This window comes from Myxococcales bacterium (assembly GCA_016706225.1).
In the GTDB taxonomy this organism is placed as follows: Bacteria; Myxococcota_A; Polyangia; order Polyangiales; family Polyangiaceae; genus JADJKB01.
Genome location: JADJKB010000025.1, coordinates 436,012 through 461,562 on the forward strand (window position 1 = coordinate 436,012; position 25,551 = coordinate 461,562).

The 25,551-nt window shown below is 67.9% G+C and carries 16 protein-coding genes and 2 pseudogenes; 11 read left to right on the top strand and 7 right to left on the bottom strand.

Annotated elements, in window-relative coordinates:
• Positions 1-126: 126 nt before the first annotated feature.
• Positions 127-2,683: pseudogene (gene hrpB, locus IPI67_40450) on the bottom strand (ATP-dependent helicase HrpB).
• Positions 2,684-2,855: 172 nt separating this feature from the next.
• Here hrpB and IPI67_40455 point away from each other — a divergent pair.
• Positions 2,856-3,515, top strand: a complete 660-nt coding sequence (locus tag IPI67_40455) for an HAD family hydrolase (GenBank protein ID MBK7586449.1) — start codon at positions 2,856-2,858, stop codon at positions 3,513-3,515.
• A gap of 17 nt (positions 3,516-3,532) precedes the next feature.
• On the opposite strand, the gene IPI67_40460 is transcribed toward IPI67_40455, so the two are convergent.
• The 4 genes and pseudogenes from IPI67_40460 to polA all read right to left on the bottom strand — a co-directional run bounded on the left by IPI67_40460 (position 3,533) and on the right by polA (position 10,302).
• Positions 3,533-5,347 carry an adenylate/guanylate cyclase domain-containing protein gene (locus IPI67_40460; GenBank protein MBK7586450.1) on the bottom strand — a complete coding sequence of 605 codons (1,815 nt, stop codon included), beginning with the start codon at positions 5,345-5,347 and terminating at the stop codon, positions 3,533-3,535.
• 33 nt (positions 5,348-5,380) lie between these two features.
• Positions 5,381-6,094, bottom strand: a complete 714-nt coding sequence (locus tag IPI67_40465; GenBank protein ID MBK7586451.1) for a glycosyltransferase family 2 protein — start codon at positions 6,092-6,094, stop codon at positions 5,381-5,383.
• Positions 6,091-7,407 (bottom strand): FAD-dependent oxidoreductase, encoded by a 1,317-nt coding sequence (locus IPI67_40470; protein MBK7586452.1) that lies wholly within the window; start codon positions 7,405-7,407, stop codon positions 6,091-6,093. Before IPI67_40470 ends, IPI67_40465 begins: the two co-directional genes overlap by 4 nt.
• A 164-nt stretch (positions 7,408-7,571) precedes the next feature.
• Positions 7,572-10,302 (bottom strand): annotated as a pseudogene (gene polA, locus IPI67_40475) (DNA polymerase I).
• Between the two features lie 114 nt (positions 10,303-10,416).
• Here polA and IPI67_40480 point away from each other — a divergent pair.
• The 10 genes from IPI67_40480 (at position 10,417) to IPI67_40525 (ending at position 22,331) form a co-directional block, all read left to right on the top strand.
• Positions 10,417-11,856 (top strand): serine/threonine protein kinase, encoded by a 1,440-nt coding sequence (locus IPI67_40480; protein MBK7586453.1) that lies wholly within the window; start codon positions 10,417-10,419, stop codon positions 11,854-11,856.
• 50 nt (positions 11,857-11,906) lie between these two features.
• Positions 11,907-13,364, top strand: a complete 1,458-nt coding sequence (locus IPI67_40485; protein MBK7586454.1) for a PEGA domain-containing protein — start codon at positions 11,907-11,909, stop codon at positions 13,362-13,364.
• A 90-nt stretch (positions 13,365-13,454) separates the two neighbouring features.
• Positions 13,455-14,966, top strand: a complete 1,512-nt coding sequence (locus IPI67_40490) for a glycosyltransferase (GenBank protein ID MBK7586455.1) — start codon at positions 13,455-13,457, stop codon at positions 14,964-14,966.
• Between the two features lie 138 nt (positions 14,967-15,104).
• Positions 15,105-15,431: an integration host factor subunit alpha gene (locus tag IPI67_40495; GenBank protein MBK7586456.1), complete on the top strand. Its 327-nt coding sequence runs from the start codon at positions 15,105-15,107 to the stop codon at positions 15,429-15,431.
• 3 nt (positions 15,432-15,434) lie between these two features.
• Entirely contained in the window at positions 15,435-15,872 is a 438-nt protein-coding gene (locus IPI67_40500) for a MerR family transcriptional regulator (GenBank protein MBK7586457.1), read from the top strand.
• Between the two features lie 64 nt (positions 15,873-15,936).
• A complete protein-coding gene (gene ssb, locus IPI67_40505) occupies positions 15,937-16,431 on the top strand; it encodes a single-stranded DNA-binding protein (protein ID MBK7586458.1) in 495 nt (164 codons plus the stop codon).
• A 22-nt stretch (positions 16,432-16,453) separates the two neighbouring features.
• Complete coding sequence (locus tag IPI67_40510) at positions 16,454-18,193, top strand: hypothetical protein (protein ID MBK7586459.1); 1,740 nt, start codon at positions 16,454-16,456, stop codon at positions 18,191-18,193.
• 53 nt (positions 18,194-18,246) lie between these two features.
• Positions 18,247-19,875: a hypothetical protein gene (locus IPI67_40515; protein ID MBK7586460.1), complete on the top strand. Its 1,629-nt coding sequence runs from the start codon at positions 18,247-18,249 to the stop codon at positions 19,873-19,875.
• Between the two features lie 4 nt (positions 19,876-19,879).
• Positions 19,880-21,007, top strand: coding sequence for an SDR family oxidoreductase (locus IPI67_40520; GenBank protein ID MBK7586461.1), 1,128 nt, complete (start codon positions 19,880-19,882; stop codon positions 21,005-21,007).
• Positions 20,982-22,331 (top strand): hypothetical protein, encoded by a 1,350-nt coding sequence (locus IPI67_40525; GenBank protein ID MBK7586462.1) that lies wholly within the window; start codon positions 20,982-20,984, stop codon positions 22,329-22,331. Before IPI67_40520 ends, IPI67_40525 begins: the two co-directional genes overlap by 26 nt.
• A gap of 22 nt (positions 22,332-22,353) precedes the next feature.
• Here the strand turns inward: IPI67_40525 and IPI67_40530 are convergent, their stop codons facing one another.
• Positions 22,354-23,853, bottom strand: a complete 1,500-nt coding sequence (locus tag IPI67_40530; protein ID MBK7586463.1) for a hypothetical protein — start codon at positions 23,851-23,853, stop codon at positions 22,354-22,356.
• Between the two features lie 59 nt (positions 23,854-23,912).
• Entirely contained in the window at positions 23,913-25,445 is a 1,533-nt protein-coding gene (locus IPI67_40535; protein ID MBK7586464.1) for an FHA domain-containing protein, read from the bottom strand.
• Between the last annotated feature and the right edge of the window lie 106 nt (positions 25,446-25,551).

A 25,551-nucleotide genomic window follows, 5' to 3' on the forward strand; every position in this document is an offset into this window, starting at 1 on the left:
GGGCGGCGCCAGCCATCTGCCGACCGGCCACGCCATGCGCTTCGCTCAGACGCCGACGCGCCCAGCGCAGACCGCGTCGAGTCGAGGTCCATCGTGCCCTAGTTAGGTGCTCATCGGCGCACCGCCTCACTTGAGCGGGCGTCGCGGTTTCGGCTCCGGTGGCGTCGCACTCTGTCCGTCTTCGGGCCAGCCGTGACGCGGATACCGGCGCATGAGCTCCTTTCGGATCTGCGGGTAGTGGCGCTGCCAGAAGCCGGCGAGATCCGTCGTCACCTGCACGGCGCGCTGGTTCGGTGCCAACAGGTGCAAGGTCAGCGGCACACGGCCGCGGCAGATGCTGGGGCCGAGATCGGAGCCGAAAAAATCCTGCAGGCGCGACTCGATCCAGGGGGGCCTGCCCGGTTCGTAGTGGACCTCGAGGCTGCGGCCGCCGCGCAGCTTGATCCGCACGGGCAGCTCGGCCTCGAGCAAGCGGCGCTGTTCCGGCGGCAGCCCGTCGAGCAGAAGCTCAGCGATGGGTCGCTCGCGCAGCTCCGCGAGGCTGGTCGCACCCTGGCAGGCACGCTCGACGGCAGCACCCGCCGCGTCGGGTCCAAGCTCGGGCAGACCTGCCTCCGGTAGCTCCCGGCGGGCGATCTCGATGCGGCAGAGCAGCGAGGTCAGGCCGCCCTCCGTCGCGAGGATCGAGGTGGAGCCCGACACGGCCCGCGCGAGCACGCGCGACGCTTCCGGGGATGGGCGCGCCGCGGTGCGCGACTCGTCGAGCACGATGTTGCCGAAGCTCATGCGCTCGACGCGCTCGACGCGCTCGGCGTGGTCGTTCCATGCCAACTCGTCGCTCTCGGAGACGGCGTCAGTGCCCAGCTCGAGCAGCCAATTCACGTCGACCGCGCTGGCCAGTCGCACGACGTTGCCGCCCTTGCCCGGGCGCTCTTCCACGTCGACGGCGAGGAGCAGCTCGGCGTCGTGCACGACGCTGTCGGGAGAGAGTCTTGCGCCGCCGCCTCGAGCAAAAGCCACGTCTGCGGAGCCGGGGCGAGCGCGTCGCGCAACACGATCGGGGAATCCGGACAATAGCGCACGCCGCAGCAGGCGTTCTTCTTCATCCAGGCTGTCCGGCTCGGAGCGGTGGTCTTTGAGCTGCCGCACGAGCTCGCCGCGGGCGCGATCGACCGCCCGCACGGCCCGCACGTCGAGCCCCATGCGGGCAAGGGCCTGCGCATCGAAGCGCGCGTCTCGCGCCTCGTCGAAGCGATCCATCAGTTCGATCACGTCGGAGTCGCCGCGCGCGCCATCGAGTGAGCGACGGTCGCCAAAGCCGGTGCGCGCCGCGCGGCGAATGTCCCTCTCGGAGAGCAGCGCGACGGCGAGGGCTCCGCGCCCCGATCCCGCGGGCCTCGGCCTCAGCGAGCACGCGGCCGAGTCGCGGGTGGAGGGGGCACGCCAGCACGCGCCGCCCGATCGGGGTGATGTGTCCCGCATCGACGGCGCCGAGGGCAAGCAGCAACTCCTGAGCGGACGCGCGGGCCGCACTCGGGGGCGGCTCGAGCCAGTCGAGGGCGTCGAACCCTGCGAGTCCCGCACCGTACAACGTGAGGAGCGCCTCGGAGAGGTCGGCGCGTTTGATCTCCGGCGCGTCGTGCTCCGGGCGTGTCTCGAAGTCACCTCGGGTGTACAAACGGAAGACGTGGCCGGGTCGTGTGCGCCCTGCGCGCCCTGCGCGCTGGGTGGCTGACGCACGGCTCACGCGGGCGGTCTCGAGTCGAGGCAGCCCGCTGAACGGGGAGTGTGTGGCAACGCGGGCCAGGCCGGAGTCGAGCACTGCCGTGACCCCGTCGATGGTCACGCTGGTCTCGGCGACGTTGGTCGAGAGGATCACCTTGCGGCGCGCGGCCGGCTCCACGGCCCGCGCCTGTTCGTCGATCGTCTGGTCTCCGTGCAGCGGCAAGACCAGCAGGTTTTCCTGGGTCGCGAGCTCCCGCAGCGCCTCTTCGCTGCGCCTGATCTCGCCCGCACCGGGCAAGAACACCAGGACATCACCGCTGTCGGCTTCGCTGAGAGCCCGACGCACGCCGCTCACGACTTGTTTCTCCAGGGGTCGATCGTCCGGGCGGTCGAGGTGTGAGAGCGTGAGCGGGAACGCGCGCCCTGGACTGTCCAGCACGGGACAGCCGCCCAGGAACTGTGAGACCGCGGTGGCGTCGAGCGTGGCGCTCATGACGACGAGTGAGAGATCGGGTCGGCGGCTCTGCTTGAGCTTCCAGAGCAAGGCCAGGGTCAAATCGGTGGCCAGGCTGCGCTCGTGGAATTCGTCCACGATCACGGCGCCGACGCCGCGGAGCTCGGGCTCAGCGAGCAGACGCCGGAGCAGCACACCTTCGGTGACGTAGCGGATGCGCGTGTCGGGGCCGGCGACATTTTCGTAGCGCACGGAATAACCAATGCGCTGCCCGACCCGCTCCCCGCGCTCCGCCGCGACGTGACGCGCCACGAGGCGCGCGGCCAGTCGTCGTGGTTCGCTGACCAAGATCTCCTTGTCGCCCACCAGGCCTGCGTCGAACACCGCGCTGGGAACGCGTGTGGTCTTGCCGGCTCCAGGCTCGGCCGAGAGCACGACGACGCCGTGCTCAGCGAGGCAGCGGGTGAGCTCGGGCAAGAGCGGGTCGATGGGCAGAGCGCGCACGGCGCAGGCTTGATATCCCCATTGTGGCCCCGCCGCGAGCCCGGCCGCGCTGTGTGCTAGCCCGCGCCCGCCTGTCTCGCCGCTAGTTCCGTTGGGTTTTCGGCGCTCATGACGATCGCGTCCTGCTCATCGCAAGACTGCCCAAGTCGAGTCCGGTATCTTCCTCCGTGCCATGTCCGCCCGCCGCGCCGCCCTGTTCGACATGGATCGAACGCTGATCCGACGCGACAGCGCGAGCCTGTACGTGCGTTATCAACGCGACCAGGGGGAGGTCGGTCTCGGATACTCACTCCGGGTCGGCTGGTGGTTGTTCAAATACACGCTCGGGGTGATCGACGCGGAGAAGGTCGCCGGGCGTGCCCTCGCGTCCTATCGCGGCAAGTCCGAGGCCTGGATGCTGGAGCGTTGCCAGAACTGGTTCGGCGACTACGTGCTGCCCCACGTCACGGCTGGCGGTCGTGAGGCCGTCGAACGCCATCGCGCTGAGGGGGATCTGCTGGCCATCGTCACCGGAGCAACCCGCTACGCCGCCGCGCCGCTGGCGCGGGAGCTCGGCATCGATCACGTCGTGTGCACCGAGCTCGAGCTCGACGACAGCGGCTGTTTCACCGGCCGGCTGCAGGCCCCGATGTGCTACGGGCGAGGGAAGATCACCCGCACCGAGCGGCTCGCCGATGCACATGGCTTCTCGCTCCACGAAGCCTCGTTCTACACGGACAGCATCACCGACCGGCCGCTGCTCGAAAAGGTCGCGGTCCCCATCGTGGTGAACCCGGACGGACGCCTGCGCCGCCTGGCTCAGCAGCGCAACTGGCGCATCGAGCGCTGGTAGGCGCCGCGCGTGCCAGATCATTTGCCGTCGTCGATCAGAATGCGAGCTGCGATCAGCGGGTCACGCAGTCCCTTGAGCTCCGCGGAGAATTGCTCGCGCCGGAGCGCAGGAGCCAGCCAGCTGTTCATGGCGGCCTTCTCCGCCAGCTCGTCCGCCATGACCAGCTCCCCACCGTCCGCCGCGCCCTGCAGCCGAGCGGCCACGTTGACGGTCTGGCCGAAGTAGTCGAGTACGCCGTTGGCGGTGACCACGTAGCAGGGGCCGGCGTGCACGCCGATCTTGAGTCGAACACCGACGGCGTCCGGCTCGCTCTGGCGAAAGGCGCCGAATTCACGGTGCATCGCCTGAGCGGCGCCCACCGCGTCTTCTTCCCGAACGAACGCGGCCATCACCGCATCCCCGATGGTCTTCACCAGTACGCCGCTGTGCTCGCTGAGCAGTCGGTTCAAGAGCTCGAAGTGTGATTGCACGACCTTGAACGCGCGGGCATCCCCCACCTCGGTGTAGAGCGCCGTCGAGCCGGTCAGATCGCTGAACAAGAGCGCGACTCGCGAGATGCGCAGCGTCAGCCCCGGGCGCAAGACCTCGCGGGCGAACTGGCGCCGGAACTCGGGCATCATGCTGACGTGGTGTGCGGTGGCGGCCGCCTGTTTGAAGTCCACCCGTTCGAGCTTCACGTGGCGTTCACGGGTGTCGTCTTGCTGGACTGTGATGCTCGCGCCCGGCTGGATGTCCGCCTGTGCGGGCTCCAGCGTTTCGCCGACGGATTTGGCGACCAAGCTCGACGCCCCGTCGGGGCCGACGCGCAAGATCGAAGCGGGGCCGCCGCGCACGAACAGGCGGTAACGGCCCGCCTTGCTCGGGGCCCACAGCTCGACGCTGCCGCCCGCCGGCAGGATGGTCTGTGCGAGCACGTGGGGTGTGCGCGCCGGTCCGCCGATGCAGTACGGTCCCTCATCGACAACACGGATGGCCTCCGTCGGTCGGAAGGTAGCCTCCACGGCCTGATCCAGATCCAGATCGAAGGAGATGTCACATAGCTGGCAGTGGGCGTGGGCGCCGAGCTCCGTCATCGATCGCATGCGCTCCGAAGCTGTGCGACAGCTCGGGCACACCAGATCCCAGCTCAGCTCCAGCAAGCCCGCGCCGACCCCGTGCAGACAGGCGCCGAGCACGACCTCGCGCCGCTCTCCCCAGGCGTCGGCCAGCTCGAAGGGGCGGATGCGGTCCACCGCCACGTCCGAAGCTTTGCCAACCAGCTCGATCAGCTGTTGACCCGCGCTCCGTTCCTCCGTCGGAAGCGACTCGAGGTAGGACTTGGCGATGCGCTCGAGGGTGTCGTGGCCCACGGCGCCTCGGCCGGCATCCAGGCTTCGCCCGCTCCTGTCGCTGAGCTCCTGATCCATCTGCTCGACTTGCGCTGCGATGCGCCCGACCACGCGCGACATCTGGAGCCTGAGCACCGGTGAGATGAACCCGTACTTGGGCACGGCCGAGACGCGCACCGTCACCTGGGTTCCACCCTCGGGACCCGGCGCGAGCTCGAACACGTTGCTCAGCCGCGTCACCAAACCTCGCCGCACGTCCCGCCTCACGCTGAAGCGTTTTGGCTCCACCCACTCGAACGGCCACTCCTCGTACTCGAGCGGGAAGCCGCCCGACACGGTGCTCACGACGTGTCGCGAGGCGCTGTCGCTGTCGTTGGGCGTGATGCTGAGGCGCCCGAGGCCAACGGCGCGGTTCAGCCGTTCGGTGTCCGTGATCAGCGGCCACAAGAGTGCGGCGTCGGCCTTGCAGACCACCACCCGCTCGACGACCACCTCATTCGCCATCAACCCGAGTCATAGTGCGATCTGGATGCGCCGTCAGCCTTTGACCCGAATCGCCCAGGTGAGCTTGATGATGCTCTTCAGCACATTGGGCACACGCTTCGCCAAATTGATGGAAGGCGGGCGCTTCTCCATCACCCGCACCGGGATCTCGAGCACCCGAAAGTCCTGGCGATAGGCTCGAATCACCAGCTCGCTCGCGAAGACGTCTTTTTCGACCAGGCAGGCGCGGACCAGCGGCAACAGTGTCGCGCGCCGGAAGGCCTTGAGCCCGTGAGTGTCGGTGCCCTTGAACCCGAGCAGCACGCGCAAGAGCCCGGTGTAGAACACACTGGCTGCGTGTCTCAAGAGCGGGCGTTCGTCCTCGGCTCCGCCGATCAGCTTCGAACCGATGACCATGTCGGCCCGACCGGAGTCGAGCAGCTCGATGGCGCGGCGGTGAAAGTCGGTGTCGCACAGATCAATCTCGTCACACAGGACCAGCTCGCCGCGGGCTTCCAAGATCCCAGCGCGGAGCGCCTTGCCGTAGTTGGGTTCGCCGGCCGAGATGAAGCGGACCTCGGGGTACTTGCCACACAGCTCCCGCGCGAGCTCGACCGTGCGGTCGCGCGAGCCGTTCTCCGCCAGGATGATCTCGTACTTCCAGCCGTAGGGGCCGAGCCGCTCGCGCAGGTCGACGACCGCGGAGTGCAGGATGCCCTCCTCGTTGTAGATCGGGATGACGATGGAGATGCGGGGTGCGTCAGTCATCCGATCAGCTCCCGGGCTCGTGTTGCGGCGTCTTGACCGAAGAGCAGAGCGTCTTCCATCGAAGAGTAGTTCCAGTCTCCGTAGCGGCCGGCCAGCACGATGTTCTGTTCGGCGAGGAACGGCTTGACCACGGCGAGAGCGTCGAAATACGCATGATCGAAGATGACGTATGCGTAGTCGATCTTCCGCACGCGCGCGAAAGCGATCGCCTCGGGGCCTCTGATCAGCCCCATTTCCGTCAGGCCTTGCGCGACGCGAGGCAAGAGCTTCGTGAGGTCCGGGGCTTCGCGGTCCGCTAGCTCGACGTACAGACACGATTTTCCGTCGGGCGCCATGGCCGGGGAAAAATGCGAGTAGCAGCCAACCCGATAGAAGGGATACTCGGCCTCCGGGACGTACACCCAGTGGTAGGGTTTGCCGCACGGCGCATCGAGGGCAACGTCGAGGTAATAGAGCGGGTTTGCCCGGAGCTTCTGGGCCGCCGCCCGGATGGCCGCTGGTGCGTCGGACAGCAGCGAGACCAGCGCGGGTAGGGGGGCCGTGCTGACCAAGGCGTCGTAGGTCACCTGCTCGCCGTCGGCGAAGGTCAGGCGGCGCTCGGCGCAGTCGATGCGCTCCGGCGAGCGTCCGAGCTCGAGCTTCGGGAGCTCCCGCGCCATGGCCTTCGGAAGCTCGCCGATGCCGAGTCGCGGGTAGACGAAGCTCTGGTTGTACCCGAGCTCTCGCCCACTCACACCGACTGCTCCGGCGATCACGTCTTCGAGCTTGGGAAGTGGGACGAAGCGCTGGCACCAGGCGGCGGTGATCTCGCTCGGGTGTACACCCCAGAGCCGCGAGTTGTACGGGAGCATGAAGTGGCGGCTGATGCCCGCGCCGAAGTGGATCTGGCAGAACTCTTCGAAGTTCTTCGGCTCCGGTTTGTCCGTGGCGAAGTGCGCCTGCACGAAGCCCATCACACACTCGTAGGCGACGTCCGACGGCAAGCCGAAGGTGTTGGCTTGAAATGGATACCGCGTGTAGACGCCGTTCGACCAAATCACGCTGCTGCGCTGTACTGTCGTGTGATCGTCGCCGATCCAGCCGAGCACGCGCGGGCGCAAGGCAGCGTTCCGAAGGTGCAAGAGGTGGCCGGTGCGATCGAAGCGGTAACCGCCCTCTTCGAGGGTAATGGCGTGACCGCCGGCGTGGCCCAGCTTCTCGAAGATGCGGTGAGCGACGCCCGCCTCCTGCAGCTGGAGGGCGGCGCTCATACCCGTGAGCCCGGCGCCCAATATGGCGACCGGCACGTGGGATTTTCGCTCGTCGGCGGACATGGCGCGCGGCAAGCTAGACCAAGCTTCCGCGGCTGGCGAGCCTTCTGGCGGCGGTGCGGCGGATGCCCCGCCGGACGACGCTGGTGACGCAGCGACCGACTGACGACGCCTGGCGAGGCGCGGTTGCTCGCGTCACCCGCGGTGGCCGTTGGTGGAAGGTCGGCTCAGTGCGCGTCTTTCCAGGTGCGCCCGAATCCAACGTCGACCGCCAGGGGCACGTCGAGTGCGAAGGCGGACTCCATTGCGTGTCTGATCCGCTCCACAGCCAGCGGGACCTCGCCGTCCGGGACCTCGAACACGAGCTCGTCGTGAACGGTGAGGACCATGTGGGCGCCAGGCGTCGGTGGCTCACGAAAGCGGAGCATCGCGAGCTTGAGGATGTCGGCGGCGGTGCCCTGGATCGGGGCATTCATCGCCACCCGCTCGGCGGCCAGACGCTTCTGTCGATTGCCGCTCTTGATGTCCGGGACCATGCGTCGCCGGCCAAGCAGCGTGTGAGTGGACTCACTGGCTCGCGCGCCGTCGAGCGTCTGGTTCATGAACCGCCGCACCCCCTCGTAGCGGCGGAAGTAGGTGGCAATGAAGTTCGAGGCTTCGGCCCGCGGGATGCCGAGGCTCTTGGCCAGGCCGCTGTCGCCCTGCCCGTAGATGACCCCGAAGTTCACGGCCTTGGCCCTGCGCCGCATTTCGGAGCTGACGCCGGCCTCGTCCACCTCGAACACCTCCATCGCAGTGCGGGTGTGCACGTCCTGGCCGCGGTGGAAGGCGTCCACTAGCACAGCGTCCTTGGACAGGTGCGCGAGCACACGCAGCTCGATCTGCGAGTAGTCGGCGCTGACGATGGAGTGGCCGGGCGGCGCGACGAACGCGCTGCGGATCTCCCGCCCGACCTCGCTGCGGATGGGGATGTTCTGCAGGTTCGGGTCGGTGCTCGAGATGCGGCCGGTCGCGGCCACCGCCTGCTCCCAGGAAGTGTGCACGCGCCCGGTCTTCGGGTTCACGAGGCTCGGTAGCGCATCGATGTACGTGCCCATCAGCTTGGCGAGCTGGCGGTGCTCGAGGATCACCCTCGGCAGGGCATGCTGGTCGGCCAGCGACTCGAGGGTCTCGGCATCGGTGGAACGCGAGGTCTTGGTGCGTCGGAGGGGCGTGAGGCCGATCTCGTCGAACAGCAGCACCTCGAGCTGTCGAGGCGAAGCCAGGTTGAAGGCTCGGCCCGCGACGCGGTGAGCCTCCGCTTCGAGGCGCTCCAGATCTTTGCGGCACACGCGCCCGATCTCGGCCAGCCGCGCGATGTCGATCAGCACCCCGCGCTGTTCCATCTCGGCAAGGATGGGTGAGAGCGGCAGCTCCATGTCGTCCAGCAGTCCGCTGAGGCCCTCGTCGGCAATGCGCTTGGAGGTGCGGCTCGTGGCGCGCAGCATGGCTTCAGCGCCGAGCGCGGCAAACGGGGCGGCCTCTTCTAGGGCCACCTGATCGAAGTCGATGCGTTTGCCGCGCGCCGGTTTGGTCAGCTCGTCGAGAGTGGCGAGCACCAAGCCGAGCTCGCGCTTGGCGATGGACTCGAGATCGTGGCGTTGCTCCGGATCGAGCAGGTAGCTGTTCAGCTGTGCGTCGGCCCGCCCGCCGGCGAATTCCAGGCTGTTCCAGCCAAAGGCAACCTGAGTGTGTTTGAGGCTATGGGAGGCCTTCGTGATGTTCGTGTCCGCGAACAGCGGGCCGAGCACCTCCCGCACATCATCGAGCGTCAGCTGCCGCGGAGTGCCGAGGGCGCGGTGGGCGAGCGGAACGTAGGCGGCGGTTCCCGGCTCCACCGACAGCCCGATGCCGACCAGGTCCGCCACCGCAGCGGGACGCGCGGTCGTGGCCAGCACGCTGAGCTGTCCGGCGGCGCGGATCTTTCCCGCCCACGCCTCCAGCTGTGCCCGCTCGAGCAGCGTCGACACCGCAACTTCACCCGCTGGTTCGTCGGGCACGATCGGGGCTCTCGGTCCCGGCGCCGCCGGCTGGCTCCTGGGCGGCGTCCAGCGCCTGCACCTGGCGCTGGAACCCCAGCTCCGCGTAGATGTGCCGGAGCTTTTCGATGTCGCGCCCGCCAAAACGCAGTGCCGTTTCCTCGAACTCGATGGGGCAGTCGTCCTTCAGCGTCACCAGCCGTTGACTGATGAAGGCCTTGTCGCGGTTGGCCTCGAGGTTTTGCCGCAGGCTCTTCTTCGAGATCTTGTCGAGGTTCGCGTACACCTCTTCGAGGGTGCCGAACTCGACCAGGAGGTCCCGCGCGGTCTTGGGTCCGACGTGGGGGACGCCGGGCACGTTGTCGCTGCTGTCGCCCATCAGCGAGAGTAAATCGCGGAGCTGATCGACGCGGACACCAAAGCGCTCTTCGACCTCCGGCGGGCCGAACACTCGGTCACGCATCGTGTCCCACATGACGACGTCGTCCCCGACGAGCTGCATCAGGTCCTTGTCGGCCGCGACGATCACCACCAAGAGTCCGAGCTTGCGCGCCTCGCGCACGCCGGTCGCGATCAGGTCGTCGGCCTCGACGCCCTGTTGTTTCAGGATTGGAATCGCGAACGCCTCGATGATCTGCTGGCAGCGTCCGATCTGGAGCTTGAGATCCTCGGGTGCCGGCGGGCGCGTGGCTTTGTAGTCCGCGTACAGCTCGCGGCGAAAGGTGTCCCGCCCGGAGTCCATGGCAATGGCCATCAGCGCCGGCCTGCGTTCGCGCACCAGGCGCTCGAGCATGGTGACGGTGCCAAAGGTGGCGTTGGTCGGCTCCCCCGTCGGGCTCGTGAGCTCTCCGATGGCGTGGTACGCCCGCAGCAGATAGCTCGACAGGTCGACCAGGTAGAGGACCTTCGGGTCGCCCGGCGGAAAAAGATGCGTGCCCATGAGCGGGCGTCTACCTCACCGGTGCGCGGGCCGCGACGCCTGGTTCCGGCGCGATTCCGGGGTCAGGTCCGGCGGCCGGCTCGCGCCAAATTGCCGGGTCCTGGCGCCCTGGGAATGGGCCAGCTAATCTTCTGCCTCGGTTCGATGACGGGAGAGGACGAGACACCGCCAAGCGAGCTCGTTGCGGGGAAGTATCGCCTGACCCGCCTGCTCGGCCGTGGCGGCATGGGGTCGGTCTGGGAGGGGGTTCACAGCTCCCTTGGTACCCGCGTCGCCGTGAAGTTCATCGAGACCGAATTCGTCGACAGCGCCGAGGCCCGCAGTCGATTTGAAAACGAGGCGCGAGCGGCGGCGCAGCTGCTGAGCAAGCACGTGGTCAAGGTGTTCGACCACGGGGTGATGAGCGACCGGCGCCCTTACATCGTGATGGAGTACCTGTCGGGCGAACCGCTCGACTCGCGGTTGAATCGAGTGGGCCGACTCTCCATCGCCGAGACCGCGCAGATCGTCATGCACGTGTCCCGCGCCCTGCTAAAGGCTCACGACGTCGGCATCGTGCACCGGGATCTCAAGCCCGAGAACGTGTTCCTCGTTCACGACGACGAGGACGGCACGGAGATCGCCAAGGTCGTCGACTTTGGCATCGCGAAGTTCACCGACGGCTCCACCGGTCTCTCGTCGTCGACCCGCACGGGCTCGGTGCTCGGGACGCCGTATTACATGAGCCCCGAGCAGGCCCGGGGACTGCGGGGGATCGACTACCGCTCCGACCTGTGGTCGTTGGTGGTCATCGCCTATCGGTGTGTGGTGGGTCGGCTGCCGTTCAGCGGTGAAGCGGTGGGTGATCTGCTGGTGCAGCTGTGTGTTGCGCCGACACCCATCCCCTCGCAGCTCGAGGCCGGCATTCCACCCGGTTTCGACGGCTGGGTCGCCCGCGGTCTGGCGAAGGAACCCGCGGGTCGCTTCCAGAGCGCCGCGGAGCTATCGGACGCGCTCGCGCAACTGGCGGGCATCACCCGCTCGCGCATGCACTCCATGGAGTCCGCGCTCGCTTCGAGCCCCACTCAAGTCGCGCCGTCGACCCACGCGACACCGATCCGGGTCGAGGGTGTGACCGCGGCGCCGTTCACGACTCAAAACGCACATTCCCCGCCGAAGAAGAGCAACGCCGGGCTGCTGATCGGTGCGGTCGTGGGCGGGCTGCTGTTGTTGGGTGTGGCTTCGCTCGTGGTGATGCGCGTCGCTTCGGGGTCGGGAACCTCCAACCCCGAGCCCGCGATCGTCGCGGTGACCGGGGTCGATCCCGCCACCACTGAAACGGCCGCGCCGGCGCCGACCCCGACTCCGACCCCCTCTGTCCAGCCGACAGTCGAGCCTCCAACCTCGGCGAGTGCCTCCGCCGAGCCGCCGACCGCCGAAAAGCCGCCCACCACCCCGCAGGTCCCACACACCGGCGGCGGCAAGACCAGCGGCGGCAAGACCACCGGCGGCAAGACCACCGGCGGCAAGACCACCGGCGGCAAGACCACCGGCGGGACTGACGTCGGGTACTGAGATCCGCTCCAATCCTTGACCGCCCGAGGTGATTGGCCGTACGGAAAGCCATGCGCCTGGTTCGAAGCTTTCTTGCGGGCGGGCTCGCCCGCGTCATCATCGGGGCCGCGGTGCTCGGTTCGATCGTCAGCGTGGCGCCGCCGACCGTGGCCCAGTCTGCTGCCGACAAGGCCACCGCGCGTCAGCTCGCGACGCAGGGCATCGATCAGTACAAGGCGGGCAAGTTCACCGAGGCCCTGGACAAACTCCAGCGCGCAGAGCAGCTCTACGACGCGCCCGTTCATCTCGTCTACATCGCTCGCTGTCAGGCGCAGCTGGGTCAGTTCGTCGAGGCTGCCGAGGCGTATCGCCGGCTCGTGCGCACCCAGCTCCCCGACAACGCACCGCAGGTCTTCAAGGACGCCGTGGCGGACGCCAAGAAAGAGCTGCCGGACGTCGAGCCGAAGATTGCCGCGCTGCGCATCAACATCGAGCCGGCGGGTGCGGAAGGTTTGAAGCTCGAGATCGATGGCATGGACGTGCCCACCGCCGCGTTGGGCGCGGATCGTCCGGTGAACCCAGGACGCCGGAAGGTCACCGTCTCGGCCAAAGGATACAAGTCACTGGAGGAGACGCTCGAGCTGAAGCCCGGCGAGAAGAAGAAGCTGCAGCTCAAGCTCGAGGTCGATCCCGACGCAGCGGCGGCGGGGGCAGGCGGAGCGGGCGGCAGTGGTGGCGAAGGCGGCGCGAGCGCGGGCGCTGGCGGCGCGAAGAACGGCGGCGAAGGGGGCGCCGCTGGTGCCGCGCCCGCGGAGGCTGAGGGGAATTTCGGATTTCTGGTCGGGGCCCGGGTCGGCGCGAGCATCCCCGCGGGCGAGCTGGCCAGCGGCTATCAGATGAAGGACTTCTTCGGCCCAGGCGGCGGGGTCGAGCTGCGGGGCGGCGTGCGCGTGTTCCGCCAGTACTCGGCGCTGCTCCTGTTCGGAGCCAACAGTTACCAGCCCGGGAAGAGCCTCGAGCTCGGGCCACCGGAGACGACGATCAAGGTGGTGCCTCAGGGCATCGATCTCGGCGTCGGGCTGATGTATTCGGCACCGCCGGGCAAGATGGGGCTGTTTGGCGAGCTCGACTTCCTGTTCATCCACCGCTTCGACGTGAAGCGGGACATCGACTGGAAGGCGCCCCGCGCCGACTGCAGCCAGACACTCAAGGCCCTCGGCACTGCGCTCCGGCTCACAGGCGGGCTTCAGATCCCGATGACCCCGTGGCTTCAGCTCTCGCCCTACGCGGCCATTGCGTTTGGGCAATCCGCGGATTTCAGCCTGGAAGACGGCTGCGGAAAAGCCACGACGCCGCCCGATCCCCCCAACTCCAACCGGGTGCCGCTCTTCCCCGAGGCTGGCTACGGAAACATCCCCAAGACCCCATGGGGGGACCCTGAAGGCCCGACCAAGGCCGGCCACTTCGTCGTCAGCCTCGGAATCGGCGGCGACATCTTGTTCGGTAGCGACAAACCCTCGAAATTGTAATGTAAAGCCCTGTTCGACAACGCAGTGCAACAAATTACAAGCTCGTGACGATCGCCGGTTTTCCGGGTGTTACCTGAACACCGGTAACCCATGGAAACCGCCCTCGTCGTCCTCTACTTCGCCGTCCTCCTCCTGCTCTGTGGTTATGGCGTGCACCGCGCTCACCTGGTGCTGCTCGTGGCGCGTCACCGTCGCCGCCTGGCCCAGGCCGTCTGCACTCCCGAGATCAGCGAGAGTGATCTGCCGTCCGTGACGGTCCAGCTCCCGCTCTACAACGAGGCCACGGTCGTGGCGCGTTTGCTCGAAGCGGCGGCCACCATCGACTACCCGCGCGATCGGCTGGAGATCCAGGTGCTCGACGACTCGTCGGACGAGACCCGCTCGATCGCTGAGGCCAAGGTCGCGGAGCTGCGCCGCCAGGGCCTCGACATGGTCTACATCCGCCGTCCCGACCGCGTGGGCTACAAGGCCGGCGCCCTCGACTACGGTCTGTCCCGGGCGAAGGGCGAGCTGGTCGCGATCTTCGACGCGGACTTCATCCCGCAGCCGCGCTTTCTCCGCGACGTCGTGGGCCACTTTCAGAACCCAAACACCGGCATGGTCCAGACGCGCTGGGGTCACCTGAACCGCAACCACAGCCTGCTCACCAGCATTCAGGCGTTGATGCTCGACGGCCACCACTTGGTGGAAAATCGCGCCCGCTTCGGCGCGGGGTTGATGTTCAACTTCTCCGGCACGGGTGGCATCTGGCGGCGCGCGGCCATCAAAGAGGCCGGCGGCTGGCAGCACGACACGCTCACCGAAGATCTGGATCTGTCCTACCGGGCGCAGCTCGCCGGATGGCGCTTCGTCTATCGGCCCGACGTCATCACCCCGGCAGAGCTGCCGGAGGACATGAGCGCGTTTCGCGCGCAGCAGTTCCGCTGGGCGAAGGGCACGGTGCAGACCTCCCGCAAGCTCATGGGGCGGCTGATCGCCTCCAAGCTCACCTTCTCTCAACGCCTCGAGGCCTTCTTCCACCTCACGCCGCACTTCGCTTATCCGCTGATGGTGCTGCTCTCGGTGCTGCTCTTGCCGGCGCTGATCCTGATGCCCGCGACGGATCCGCGCATGATGCTGATCGTCGACCTGCCGCTCTGCCTCGGTGCGACGGGCTCCCTCGCCGGCTTCTACATCGTCGCTGAGCGGGCTCAGGGCCGCTCGGCATGGATGGCCGTCAAACGCCTGCCGCTCCTGATCGCCCTCGGTGCTGGGCTCGCCCCGCATCTGTCTCGAGCCGTCTACGAGGGCCTGAACAGCATGTCGGGCGAGTTCGTCCGGACCCCGAAGAAGGGCATCATTGCCGGCCGTTACCGGCAACACGCCGAGCTGCCGATGCTCGAGATCGGCCTGGCCCTCTTGAGTGCCGTCAGCGTCGTCGCGGCGCTTGAAACCGGGCACTGGTTCGCCGCGCCATTCGCTTCGCTGTTCACCTTCGGCTACTCCTACGTGGCCTGGCTGGTGGTGGCGGAGCAGGTCGCCGTTCGCAAGGCGGTCCTCGCCCGGGCGTCCGAGCCGCCGGCCGAGCCCGCGGAAGCGCCGGTGCTCTCCCGGGCAGCCTGAAAGCGGCCCGGGTCACGTGAGCCATGCTCTCGTGACGCATGGACTTTTCGTCGCGGACCTGTACTATGACCCTACCCTGACGACCGACCCGGGTGTGGTTCCGGGGGTCAGCCCGACTGGGCGCTGAAGGGGGAGCGCATGACCAAGGCCGACATCGTCCAAGCCGTTTACGCGAGGCTCGGGGGCTTCTCGAAGAAGGAGTCAGCCGATCTCGTGGATCTGGTTTTCGAGACCATGAAGGAGACCCTGGGGCGGGGCGAGAAGATCAAGATCTCGGGCTTCGGCAATTTCGTGCTCCGCGACAAGCGGCAGCGGCAGGGTCGCAATCCTCAGACCGGCGATCCCATCGTCATCACGGAGCGCCGGGTGCTGAACTTCAAAGCGAGCCAGCTGCTCAAGCAGGCGCTCAATGACGAACGCACGGGCGGCCCCACGGGTGTCTCCCCCGAGCTCGCGAAGGAGTAATTGGTGAGCGGACCGCGCGCGGACATCCCCGTAAAGCTCTACTACCGCATCGGGGAGGTCGCGGAGATCGTCGGCGTCGAGCCCCACGTGCTGCGCTACTGGGAGACGGAGTTTCGCTCCATTCGTCCGAGCAAGAGCGCGAAGGGGCAGCGGGTCTATTCTCGGCGTGACGTCGACAAACTGCTCAAGGTCAAGGACCTGCTCTACTCCCACGGTTTCACCATTGCGGGCGCCCGCAAGCGCCTGCGTGAGGCCAAGGAAGAGCCGTTGGCTCCGCCGACGCCGGTCACCGCCGCCGCGAGCGCGCCTCCCGCGCTGCGCGAGAGCCTGGTCAGCCTGCGCGCCGAGGTCGTGGGACTGCTGGCCGAACTGGGCGAGGAAGACGGGGCCGGCCAGGCCGGGCGTATTCTGTCCGGGGCGCGCTTGACTCCTCCCGGCTGAGCGACCACACCCGTGGGCCACTTCCCCGAGGCCCGGGGTTATTTGGCTCAAGGAGTGCCGGACGATGGCTGAAGGACTGAACCGCGTGTTCTTGCTTGGGAATCTGGGAGCGGATCCCGAACTCAAGGTCACCAGCTCGGGGCAGGCTGTATTGAAGATGCGGCTTGCGACGAGTGAGACCTATCTCGACAAGAATCGCGTCCGACAAGAGCGCACCGAATGGCACAACGTCGTGGTGTGGGGCAAACGCGCCGAAGCGCTCGGTAAGTTTCTGACCAAGGGTTCGCGCCTGATGGTCGAGGGCGGGCTTCGGACCTCGAGCTACGAGGACCGCGAGGGGCACAAGCGTTACCGCACCGAGATCGTTGCGAACAACATCATCTTGTCCGGCAGCGGCGGCGGTGGTGGCGGCGCTCGCGGCGGCGCTGGTGGTGGTGGCGGTGGTGGCGGCGGCTCCCGGGACGACTATGGTGCCCCCGATGAGCAATCCCCCCAGCCGAGCGGTGGTTATGACGACGCGGACTACGGTGGTGGTGGCGACGACGACATCCCGTTCTGAACGTCGCCGGTGGCGCCGCCTCGTGGGGTTTGCCGTGCTCGCGCTTGGTGGGTTCACCCTCGCGTGTGACGACAAACCCAAAGGCGGACCCGAAGCTGGAACGGTAGCGGTCGATCTGTCTCCGGTGCCCGAGCCGAAGGGGCTCGCCGCGACGTTCGTGGTGGGCAAGCCGGGCGAGGCTTGGGGCAAGCTGCGTGAGACGGGCGGAGGCCCGGCCCGCCTGCTGCCGCAGAGTTTTGGCCTCCTCGTGTCGATGCTGCTCGGCCTGCCGACGGCGGCGGCGGAGGCCATCGACGCGGACGTGCCGATGACCGGCGCGGCAAGCGCCGACGCCAGCGGCGCGGTCCAGGTCGCCGTCGCGATCCACGTCCGGAGTGGTCGCGAGCTGACGGCGCAGCTCACCGCCGGCGCCGACGCTCTCTACTCGGCCCGCGCGCACGCGGAGACCGGCATGACGTTGATCGAGCCCAAGCCGGGCAAGGCTTCGACTGAGGTCAGCCTGGCGATCCTCGGCAACTACCTGCTCGCCTCGCGTCACGCCGCGGACTTGACCGAGGTTGGACCCTACGCTGCGCGCACGCTGAGCAAGGAGCCGCCACCGAAGCGCCCCATCTCACTGTCACTGAGGAAGTCCGCGCTCTCGGGTCCGGTCGCCTCGACGCTGCGTGACGCATGGAAGAGCAAGAAGGCCGAGCTCGAGCAGCTGGACGGCAAGAACCGACAGACACACGGCGGACGCGCGCCAGATTTCGGCGATCCGGCCGCCGCCATCGCCGCGCTCTCGGGCGCCGTGGACTCGTTCGTCAAAGTCCTGGAGAGCGCCGACGCGGGGCGCATCGTCGTCGAGCCCCTGGGCGACCGGCTGGAGGTGATGGTCGAGCTCGACGCTGCCAAGGAGGGCGCGGCGGCCGAGATTTTTTCGGGCTTTGCTCTCGGCGATGCGGCGCCGATCGGCGCGCTCCCCGCCGCGACGCCGATCGCCGTCCTGGTTCGCACCAGCAGCGCAAGCCGCGAAGCGTCTGCGAAGAACATCGAACAAGGCCTCGGTGATCTGTTCGGTGATCGGCTGTCGGCGCCCGACCGCGAGAAGGTCAAAGGCGTGCTCGACAAACTCTCGCGCGGCCGAGGCGACTGGGAGACCTATGGCGTCTACGTCGAGGCGGGCAAGGGTGGCGCCGTCTATCGAGCCTCTACCACCGACGCCAAGCAGTTCGACGCCGGCGCCAAGGATCTGTTCAAGCTCCTGTCGGTCAAGGCGCTCGGCGAACCGCTGCGGCAATTCGCCGGTGAGCTCAGCGTGAAACAGAGCTCGGCGCAGATCCCCGGCGTGCCGGGCACCGCGCAGCGCACGCTGCTCGGCCTCAAGCCGAGTCCGATGCGGACCGCCGCGGACAAGTCGGGCAAGGTGAGCGCCGAGACCCAAGATCTCGAGCTCTTGTGGGCGCACAAGGACGGTCGGGTGTTCGGGGCGGGCTCCCTGGATGCGGTGCCGATCTTGGGCGTGATGGTGGCGGCGGATTCCGACGAGAAGGCCAGCCACAAGGGCGACGCAAAGGTCGCGGCGGCGCTCTCGCGGGTGAAGGATGCGTCGTTCGTCGTGCTCGTGCAGCCGCTCCGCCTGGGTGCAGGCACCCCGAGTGCAACGCCGGGCTCGCCGGTCGTGGTGTCGCTCGGGCGGCGGGGCCGCACCGGGTTTTTGCGGGCGGAGGCCGATCAAGCGGCGCTCGAGAGTCTGCTGAAGAGCATCGCCCTCAGCCGGTAGTCCTCGCACCCCGGCGTCGCCCGGTGCGCGCCGCTTTGGGGTACAATCACCGCATGGCACGCCCCGTCGGCATCGCGGCTCAGCGGCTCTTGACCCTTGGTCTCGTCATCGCGGCGGGGGCGTTGCTCCTACCAGCAGGCTGCGGACGCAGTCCGCTCGAGCTGGAGGAACCGCTGCCCCAAGCCGACGGCGCCGCAGGCACCGGCGGAGGCGGATTTGGCGGAGGCGGAGTGGGCGGAGGTGGATTTGGCGGGGGCGGATTGGGTGGGGCTGGCGGCGCCGGTGGGGCAGGGGGCTTCGGTGCCGGCGGCAGCGGTGGTGTTGGGGGCGACGGCGGCTTCGGCGGTGGCTTCGGCGGGGCTGGCGGCACGAGTGGCTTTGGTGGTTTTGGCGGCAGTCCGGGCTGCGGCCCATGTGATGGATGCTGTGACGCGGCGGGCGTGTGTCGCAAGGGCGACGAGACCAACGCCTGCGGCAAGACCGGCGTCGCGTGTTTCGACTGCGGCTCCGTTGGCTTCGGTTGTGTCGGGGGTAGCTGCGAGGGGCCGCCGCCCCCGTGTGGACCCGCGAACTGTGGAGGGTGTTGTGACGCGAAGGGCGTTTGTCGGAATGGCGGCGAGTCGGACGCCTGCGGGGTGAGCGGCGGCAAATGCGACGACTGTCTGACCCAAGGGCAGGGCTGCGTTGGAGGAGCGTGCCAGGGGGCGCCGCCGACCTGCGGCCCCGGGACCTGCGGGGGCTGCTGCGACACCGCGGGCAAGTGTGTCGCCGGCACGAACAATCTGAGCTGCGGTGCTGGCGGCAAAGCGTGCGAAGCCTGCGTCTCACCGAAGAAGTGCGGTGTCCCCGGCAACTACTGTGCATACCTGCCGAGCTGCGGCGCGCTGACCTGCCCGTTCGGTTGCTGCGACTCCAAAGGTCAGTGCCAAGTCGGGAACTCGGACACCGAGTGCGGTGTGAATGGGACCGCGTGCGGCGATTGCACCAAGAGTGGGCTGTCCTGCGCTCCGCAAGGTTACTGCTACAAAGGACCGCACTGTGGGCCGGACAACTGTGCCGGTTGCTGCGACGCGACCGGCCAGTGTCGTCCTGGCTCCAACAACGCCTTCTGCGGGCAGTTCGGCGGCCTGTGTGACAATTGCAGCGCCAAGGGCAAGAGCTGCGCCGGGCAAGTCTGCAGCTCCGGCGGCAACTGCCCTGCGGGGTACGCCGGCTGCGCGCCCAACACGGTCACGTCGCCGCCTGCGTCCTTCAAGGCGTGCAGTGGCGCTCAGCTCAGCACGATCACCGCCGCCTGCAAGGGTGAGGGCGGACAGCAATCCTGCCAGGACACCTTCAGCAAGCTGCTGAGCAGCGACCCCGGTTGTTACGACTGCTTGATCCAGTTCGCGACCGAGAATGCGTACGCGCGTTGCCTGGCACCGTTCCTGAATCCCAGCTGCAACGAGTCACTCACCTGTGCGCTCGCTTGTTCCAACACGTCGTGTGGCTCGTGTCCTGCGAACAAAGAAGAGGCGTGTCGCGACGGTTTGTTTGCTCAGAACGGCGTGTGCCGTCCTTACATCTACGGGTACTACTGCGCGCAGGCTGCGCTGTCCGGCCCGGCTCCCTTCTGCGAGTACAAGGGAGATTTCGGCCAGTGGCTCGGCCAGGTCGGCGGCTACTACTGCGGCGGAGGCTGAGGGTTTGGCCAAGCGCGGCTACGACGACGTGACCCTGGTCACCGGATTCCCCAACTTTCGCGCGCGGAAGATGGTCGAGTACCTGCTCGTGGTCGAACCGCGCTCGCTGTTCTACCTGATCGTCCGCGACAAGTTCGCCAAGGACGCGGCGAAAATCATCGCCGCTTTGCCGAAGGCACATCGCGAGCGTGTGGTGATCATCGAGGGGGACGCCGCCGCCATGGATCTCGGGCTGAGCGGCGCGGAGTATCGCACGCTTGGGGCCGAGATCGACCGCGTGCACCACCTGGCGCAAATCACCTATCCGGGTGTGCCGCGCGACACCACCGAGCAGACGAACATCGGGGCGATCCGCGAGGTCGTCGAGCTCGGGCGCTGCTGTACCAACGTGAGATCCATCGTGGTCCACTCGAGCGCGCTGGTGAGCGGCAACCGCGAAGGGCTGGTGCTGGAAGACGAGCTCAACCGTGGGCAGACCTTTCGCAGCCACGTCGAAGAGAGCTTGGCGCGCGCCGAACGCCTGGCCAGAAAAGCGTCACCGCTTCCGATCGTCGTGCTGCGGCCGACGTTGATCGTCGGAGACTCGGCGACCGGTGAGATCGAGCGCTTCGACGGCCCCTATCTGCTCATCCTGGTGATCGTCACTTCACCGCAGGACTTCCCGGTGCCGTTGCCGACGCGGGGTGATGCCCTGCTGCACCTGGTGCCCATCGACTACGTGGTGCGCGCGGCCCACCACATTGGGCGCCAGCCAGGCGCCGTCGGGCGAACCTTTCACCTGGCCGACCCTCGACCGCTGACGGTCCGCAGGGTCTTCGAGCTGGTGGCACAGAGTGGCGGCAAACGCCTCCCCGGCGGCTTCATTCCGACGCAGCTGACCAAGGCGCTGCTCTCCGCGCCGGGCCTCGGTCTATTCGCGAAGAGCCCGCGAGCATTCGTCGACACCCTGGCCACGCCGGTGCGTTACGACACTCGCAACACCGACGAGATCCTCGCGCCAACGCCGATTCGCTGCCCGCCGTTCGAGAGCTACGTCGACGCCCTGGTGTCGTACGTGCGAAAGCGCGTCCAAGAGCGGCGCATCCAGAGCGAAACGGAGCGAATCGGTGAGATCGAAGACGCCCTCTTCTGATCGCTCCGACCTCTTGTCGCTGGCGCTGGCGAGCGTTGCGGCGTTGATCGCGGTGACGTGCGCTGCGGGCACGGCGTCCTTTCCCGGTGCGGCGCCGCCGGCCGACGCGCGCCCGGGCGTAGCCGCGGTGCCCAGCGCCCCGAGCACGTCGAGCGCCGCCCCGAGCGCCGCCGCAAACGGCGCGCCGCCGCCCACGCCCGCCGACGCAGGGTCGCCCCGCGCCGCGGGCCTGTCACTGCCGCACTTCGCCGCTGAGATCGCGGAGCTCGAGCGGCATGAACGGAAATCACCCGTGCGATTGGTGTGGCTCGGCGACTCCCACACCGCGGCGGACTTCTACACCCACGCGGTGCGCCGGCCGCTACAAGCCCAGTTCGGCAACGGGGGGCCGGGCTTCGTGCAGCTCGGCGTCGAGCCGTATCGACACGCACTGCTCAAGGTCGCGCGTCAGGGGCAGTGGCGGCGCGAGCCAGCGTCACCCGCCGGCAGCATGAAACAACTCGACGGTGTGTTCGGGCTCGGCGGTCAGCGCGCCGTGCCGACGAGCCTGGACGCCAAGGTCAGCGTCGAAGGACTGAAGGGCTCATCGGCGGGGAAGACGCGCTTCACGCTCATGTATCGCGCAGAGCCCGGTGACCGGCTGCGGGTGTCTTTCCGGGGCGGCACGACGAGTGAGCGCGCAGATGCAAAGGCTGGCAGAGCGGTGGGGCAGCTGCGTCACCTCGAGCTCGTCGCCGACGCGGGAGCGACGCTCGATGTGGGGGTCGAGGCCGGTGCGCCCCAGCTCTTTGGTGTGCTGGTCGAGAGTGTCGCGCCCGGGATCGTGCTCGACACTCTCGGCATCAACGGCGCCCGAGTGGCGACACCGCTCGCGTGGAACGAAGCGGAGTGGCGTCAGGCGCTGGCCGAGCGCGCGCCGGCGCTGGTGGTGATCGTCTACGGCACCAACGAAGCGGCCTCGACCTTGCCGAGCGCGCGCTACGAAAAGCACCTGAACGACCTGGTGGGCCGCGTGCGCGCGGCTGCACCGAACGCTGACTGTCTGATCGTCGGCCCGCCGGACATGGCAACCCTCGCTGGCGGAAGCGCCCCGCGCGTGCTCGAGTTCGACAGCACTGCGAAGGGCGCAGCGGTAAAGCTCGGATGCGGATTCTTCAGCGCGTTCGACGCCATGGGCGGGGAGGGGAGTTTTGCGCGCTGGGCGAAGGAGAAACCGCCGCTGGCTGCCCCCGATCGCATCCACCTGGCGCCGGGTGGCTACGAAAAGCTGGGCCAGGCCCTGTACGCGGCGTTGCTCGGGGCGCTGCCCCCGCGTCCCGAGTGAGGTGCGTGCGGCGGTGTTGCGCTCAAGGCGGCGCAGCCTTGTTGTGGTCGTCGTAGCCGGCCATGAGCGCCCGGAAGATCCAGTTGCCCAGCACCTCCGAGCCGACGCCGGTTGGGTGGGTCAGATCGGCCTGGCCCAAGCCGCGCCCGACCCAAGCGGCCATGCTGCCAGGGCCCCCCATCGCTTTGTAGATGTCGAAGAACGCACACCCGGCGGCAGCCGAGGCCTTGCGCTGCTCGGCGACGATCGCCGGGATCACCGCCATCGACGCCAGCGTCGTGCCCTTCTTCTCGGCGCGGTCCATCGCGCCGACGACCAGGCAGCCGGCATCGGGAACCGCACGCTTCCCCTGCTCGAGCACGTCCTTCATCGTGCGGAAGTACTCGTCCATCGGGTAGGCGAATCCGTCGCCGCTCTCGTTGGCACCGAACTCGTAGATCAGGAGGTTCGGGCGCCGCCAGCGCAGGGTCTCCGCCCAGTGTTGATCGTCCTGTTTGTCGAGGAACCGCACGCGCGCGCCCTGGATCCCGATGGCGTCGAGCACGATGCCGGGCGCATCCCGCTCCATGACGACGCCGAACGCCCGCGTCGTCCCGGCGGTGGTCACGACCTCGAGCTCGTGTTCGCCGTCCTCGACTTGGACCTCCTCGTACGCCACCACGGTGCTTGGCGCCGCGGTATCCAGCTCCACGCGGTCCGCCCCGTCGATGCGCAGCTTCACCTTCCCGCCGCCGGGCTCTTTGACGTAGGCCACGACGAAGCGTGAGACGTTGCGCCCGAAACTGCCGCGCTTGGCCGTCCCGAAGCGCGCGCGTGAGCCGGGGGGTGCGCGGAACGAGACGCCACCCAGGCCATACAGGCCGTCCGGCGCGAGCGGTCCGACGATGCGACTCACCAGCCAGCCGCTCGATGCAAAGCGGCTCACGTCGTTGTGGAAATAGGCGGGCCAGGCGTTGGCCATCAGCAAGAAGCCGTGCCCCGAGTCGCCAAACTGGCGCTGAAGTTTGCGTCGCAGCGTGCCGGAGACGTAGTCGCTGGTCACGATCGAGTCACCGAAGTGCACGACGCGGGTGACGGCGCCGGGTTCTTTCTTGATCGTGTGCTCGAGCGCGCGATAAAAACCCGCCAGTCCGGTCTCGCCGCCTTCGAGCGGGATGGGCGGTTTCTCCGCATCGATGGCGGGCAGGGGCGTACCCCCTGCGGTCTTCTGGGCGATCGGCCCGCGAGCTTCGGCCGGCATCTCGACGTGCTCGGGTTGTGCGAGCTCTGGGCGCGAGCGTGTCTCGGTCTCGAGCTCCGCTTGGCCAACCTCGAGAACCGGCGGGGCAACTCCCGTTGGCGTTGCCTCCGACTCGATTGGGGCGACCAGCAATCGGAGTTTGCGAAAGGCCGGCGTGACCTCGGCCAACCCGCCGAGCACGAGCAGAGTGAGCACGGCGAGCACCGGGCGTGAGGTGAGCGCGCCCCGCGGGCTCTCGGTCATCGCCCCGCGCACACGAACTCGGAGCTCTCTTTCAGTCATCGCTCGCTGCTCGGAGGATCCGGAAGGGCGTGCGCACCTCGTGTCGAGATACGCGCGGCTCAGTTCACGCAGCTCATGTCACCGAGCTGCCGGCACAACGCCCTGAGCATGCGCAGCTCGCTATCGGAGGCCTTGCGGCTCGCCGCTTTGCCCTTTAGCGCATTCTTGGCGCTGGTGAGCTTGGCGCGATCACCACTCTGGGCGAGATCTTTGACGTCCGGGCCACCGGTCTCCGGCGCGCTCGGCTTCGGTTTGGCAGCGTACGGTTCCGGCTTTCTCGGCTTCGAGCCCGGTGTCGCGAAAGGATCGCTGCGCACGATGCCCCCGGAGAGCGCTGGCGCAACCGCCGCCGCGTCTGCGGGTGTGCCCTCCGGTTTGGGCGCGCTGGGCAGCTCCGAGGGATCGACTCCCTGATCGAGCACGGCGATCTCGTTGGAGGCGCGCTTGCGACGGACCGAGTCCACGCTGGTCGCCTGCGCCACGCGCTCGAGCAGTGCGCGCTTCTTCTGCGGATCGGGTTCGCGGCCCGCGAGGTCGAGCAACATGTCCGCCCAGCGTGCCTCGATGTCCTTGAACTCGTTGGACTGGCGGGCGTTGCTGTTCTCGGGGATTTCGCCGGTGACCTTGTTGTGTGCGGCCTCGACGTCGCCGTTCTGAACGAGCGTCATCGCGTCGGCTAGCACCTGCAGCGTCGTGTCCCCTGGTTGAGCTGCCGGGTCGCCGGCGGTGGGTTGACGGTTGCCGAGCGCCACCATGCCGACCATGACGAGGACACCCAGGAATGCCAGCCCCGCGACTCCCTTCAAGATCGGCGGGATCCCGACGTTGGCCGCGGTGCGCCGCTCCATGCCAACACCGGGTGCAGGAGTGTGGCGTTCGAGCATGCTGGCCCCGACGGCGCCGATCTGCGTCGTCGTATCGGCGCCGGGATGGTAAATCTGGCCGGCCGGGATGAACTTGAAGACCACGTCGCCGAGCTCGATGGTGTCGCGCGCGTCGAGCAAGCTTCGTTTCAGGTCGACGCCGTTCACGCGCAGTCCGTTGGCGCTCTCGCGATCCACGATCTCGTAGCGCCCGTCGCCGAGCGCCTGAATTTCCGAATGAACCCGGCTCACCGACGCGTGGTTCACGGAGATCTCGCACTCCTCTCCGCGACCGATCACGACACGAGCTCCTGCGAGCGCGAACTCGGCACCGGGTGTCGGGCCCGCCAACATGACCAGCCGGTCCGGCTGGCTCATCATCGACTGCCCCTTGGCCATCGCGGGCACGGTCGACTTGGCGAAGGCGGCCTGCGAAACTTGCTCGTCCGTGATCTCCAGGCGGTAGTCGCCGACCTGCACCAGGTCGCCGTGCTCCAGGCCCTGCGGCTCACTCACCCGCACGCCGTTGACGAAACAACCGTTGTAGCTGGCGCCGTCTTCGAGCACCCAGCCCGTGCCGTTGCGCGCCAGCTTGGCGTGGAGCCGAGAGATGTTCCGCTCCGTCAGTCGGACGGTGTTCTCCTCGGCGCGCCCAATCGAATACTCGTCGCGGACGAGATTGACGACCGTCTTATTGGCCTGGTCGTCTTCGATTGAGAGCTTCCACATCGGCTGACTGCCTCGATCCTGCCGCGAAAGGGCGCCGTCGCCAACGACGGCAGGAACAATTGGAAATTTTGCACGTCTTTCCGAATGTTTCCAGGAATTTGGCGGC